Source organism: Streptomyces sp. WAC 04229 (assembly GCF_003947455.1).
In the GTDB taxonomy this organism is placed as follows: domain Bacteria; phylum Actinomycetota; class Actinomycetes; order Streptomycetales; family Streptomycetaceae; genus Streptomyces.
Map to the genome: position 1 here is coordinate 1 of NZ_QHJH01000353.1, position 2,985 is coordinate 2,985.

General features: G+C 75.8%; 3 protein-coding genes and 2 pseudogenes. 2 read left to right on the forward strand and 3 right to left on the reverse strand.

The features are described 5' to 3' along the window. Positions 1 to 188 (reverse strand): annotated as a pseudogene (locus DMH12_RS37950) (protein phosphatase 2C domain-containing protein); the annotation flags it as partial. Between the two features lie 269 nt (positions 189 to 457). Between DMH12_RS37950 and DMH12_RS37955 the strand changes: the two are divergent. Together DMH12_RS37955 and DMH12_RS37960 are read left to right on the forward strand one after the other, a co-directional pair. Continuing rightward, positions 458 to 1,441: a LuxR family transcriptional regulator gene (locus DMH12_RS37955; RefSeq protein WP_125495800.1), complete on the forward strand. Its 984-nt coding sequence runs from the start codon at positions 458 to 460 to the stop codon at positions 1,439 to 1,441. Between the two features lie 77 nt (positions 1,442 to 1,518). Further along, positions 1,519 to 2,004, forward strand: coding sequence for a DUF456 domain-containing protein (locus tag DMH12_RS37960; RefSeq protein WP_125495801.1), 486 nt, complete (start codon positions 1,519 to 1,521; stop codon positions 2,002 to 2,004). Here DMH12_RS37960 and DMH12_RS37965 read toward each other — a convergent pair. Beyond that, positions 2,001 to 2,528: a methylated-DNA--[protein]-cysteine S-methyltransferase gene (locus DMH12_RS37965; RefSeq protein ID WP_125495802.1), complete on the reverse strand. Its 528-nt coding sequence runs from the start codon at positions 2,526 to 2,528 to the stop codon at positions 2,001 to 2,003. The genes DMH12_RS37960 and DMH12_RS37965 overlap by 4 nt on opposite strands. Then, positions 2,525 to 2,985 (reverse strand): annotated as a pseudogene (locus tag DMH12_RS37970) (DNA-3-methyladenine glycosylase 2 family protein); the annotation flags it as partial. The pseudogene DMH12_RS37970 and the gene DMH12_RS37965, both read right to left, overlap by 4 nt.

The window sequence follows — 2,985 nt, forward strand, 5'->3', positions numbered from 1 at the left end:
CTCCGGGGGCCGGGGACGGCGGGGGGACCGTTGCCCGATCCGTCCGTCACCGTGCCGGACGCCGACGCGAAGCGGTCGTCCAGGGAATCCGGTGCGGCCGTGGGGCCGGTGTCGTCGGTGGAGTCGTCGTACAGCTGCCCCCACCAGTCGTCCTCAGGACCGGTGGGCCTTCCCCCCTGCTGACTCATGCTCCTGATTGTCCACCGAAGAAGCGGGATGGAAACGGGGCATCGGGAATTTCCGGCGGACCGGCACGCGCCGGGCGGCGTGTCGCGGGACGGCTGGAACAAGGTTGCGAGGCGGAGTGGCCGAGCGGTCCCACCCCCCACGGGAGAACCGCTCGGCGTCGCCACCTTGGCAGAGTGACCGGCGGTACGGCGATGATGTGCGGAGGCGGGTTTGCGCCGTGGCCGTTTTCCGCCACGGACGCTGGTTTCTCGGGGAGGGACGACGGCTGATGCTGGGAGTGCTGGGGCTGGAGGACACGCACGAGTCGGCGTACCGGGCGCTCGTGTCCCTGGGCGCCGCCGACGTGCCCGACCTGGCCAGGCGGCTGGCGCTGGGTGAGCGGGACACCGAGCACGCGCTGCGCAGGCTGGAGCAGAACGGTCTGGCCGCCCAGTCCTCGGGCCGCCCCGGCCGCTGGGTCGCCGCGCCGCCGGGCGTGGCGCTGGGCGCGCTGCTCACCCAGCAGCGGCACGAACTGGAGAAGGCGGAGCTGGCGGCGGCGCTGCTGGCCGAGGAGTACCGGGCGGCGGCGGCCGAGCCGGCGGTGCACGATCTGGTGGAGGTGGTGACCGGCGGCGCGGCGGTCGCCCAGCGCTTCCTCCAGCTCCAGCTGGGCGCGACCGAGGAGGTGTGCGCGCTGGTCACCGGCAACCCGGTCGCCGTCACCGGCATGGAGAACGACGCGGAGGAGCAGGCCACCGGCCGCGGTGTCCGCTACCGGGTGGTGGTCGAGCGGTCGGTGCTGGACCAGCCGACCGGCATCGTCGAGCTGAGCGCCGCGCTGGGCCGGGACGAGCAGGTGAGGGTGGTGGACCGGGTGCCGACCAAGCTGGTGGTCGCCGACCGGGCGCTCGCCCTGGTGCCGCTCACCGCGCGCTCCGCGGAGCCCGCCGCGCTGGTGGTGCACGCCAGCGGGCTCCTGGAGCTGCTGTCGGGCCTGTTCGAGGCGGTGTGGCGGGAGGCGCTGCCGCTGCGCCTGGGCGCCTCCGGCGTGACCGAGCACGGCCCGGAAGGCCCCGACGGCACCGATCTGGAGATCCTCTCCCTGCTGCTGGCGGGGCTGACCGACGCCAGCGTCGCCAAGCAGCTCGACCTGGGCCTGCGGACCGTACAGCGCCGGGTGAAGCGCCTGATGGAACTGACCGGGGTCACGACCCGGCTCCAGCTGGGCTGGCACGCGTACGAGAGGGGCTGGGTCGCCAGGAAGGGCTGACCCCCGGCGGGCCGCTCCCGGCCTCGGCCCCGCGCCGGACATCTGCGGACCGGGCCGGACTCCGGCACCCTGGACAGATGGGAGCGTGGGACCTCCTGCTGACCGGCCTGGTCATTCTGCTCGGGCTGTGCGGCGTCCTGATTCCCGGCGTGCCCGGGGCGTGGCTGGTGTGGGCCGGGGTCCTGTGGTGGGCGCTGAAGGATCCGCAGACGCTGGCGTGGGCCGTGCTCGTCGGTGCCACCGTCGTCCTGCTGCTGGCCCAGGCGGTGCGCTGGGCGCTGCCGACCCGCAGGCGCCGCCGGGACGAGGCGATGCGCCGGCTCACCGCGTACGGCGGCGCGGGCGCGGTGATCGGCTTCGTCCTGGTCCCGGTGCTCGGCGCGGTCCCCGGCTTCATGGGCGGCATCTACCTCGCCGAGCGGCTGCGGCTGGGCGGGCACGGCGAGGCGAAGGCGGCGCTGCGGACGGCGATGCGCTCGGGCGGCGCCGACGTACTGGCGGAGCTGTTCGCCTGCCTGCTGATCACCGGGGCGTGGGTGGGGGCGGTACTGGCCGGCGGCTAGGACCGGCCGAAGCCGTCCCGGAGGATTCCCTCCAGGGTGAGCAGCCGGGTCTTGCGGTCCAGGCCGCCCGCGTATCCGGTCAGGGAGCCGTCGGCGCCGATCACCCGGTGGCAGGGGCGCAGGATGAGCAGCGGATTGGCGCCGATCGCGCCGCCGACGGCGCGGACCGCGGGCCGGGAGGCACCGATGCGCGCCGCGATCTCGCCGTACGTGGTGGTCGCCCCGTAGGGAACGTCGTCGAGGGCGGCCCACACCCGTTCCCGGAAGGCGGTGCCCTCGGCGCGCAGCGGCAGCCGGAACTCCGTCAGCTCCCCGGCGAAGTAGGCGGCGAGCTGCTCCTCGGCCGCCCGGAAGGGCCCGGTGTCGTGCCGCCAGCCGTCCTGGACGCTCCGGCCGCCCTTCTGCCCGGGCACGGACAGCGAGGTGAGCGCGCCGTCCGGGGCCGCGGTGAGGAGCAGCGGTCCGACGGGGCTGCCGGTCTCGGTCCAGTACGTCACGGACGTGCCGGTGGTGGTCGTGGTCATCGGTCCTGCTCCCAGTCTCCTGCGGCGCGCAGGTGGTTCACGGCGTACGAGCGCCAGGGGCGCCAGCTGTCGGGCACGGTCGGGTCGGGCGGGGCGGTGTCGGGGTCGCCGAGGGCGCGGGTGCGGACGACGGCGGCCGTCCGGGCGTCCATGCCGGGCACGGCGAGCAGGGCGCGTTCGGCGTCGTCCCGGTCGGCGCCCGGGTCCAGGCGTACGGTGCCGTCGGCGAGGGCGGCGGCGAGCGCGCCCACGGGGCCGTCCGGCTCGGCGGCGGCGAGGACCGCCGGTTCGGGGAAGAGGTGGGTGAGGGTGCCGCAGGGCGCGTCGAGGGCCTTGCCGTACCGCTGGACCAGCCGCTCGGCGGCCGCGCGCCCGGCCAGGGCCCGGAGGGCGAGTTCGTCGGGGTCGGCGGTGCCGGGTGAGCGCAGCCCGGGGCGGGCTTCGACCAGGGGGGCGA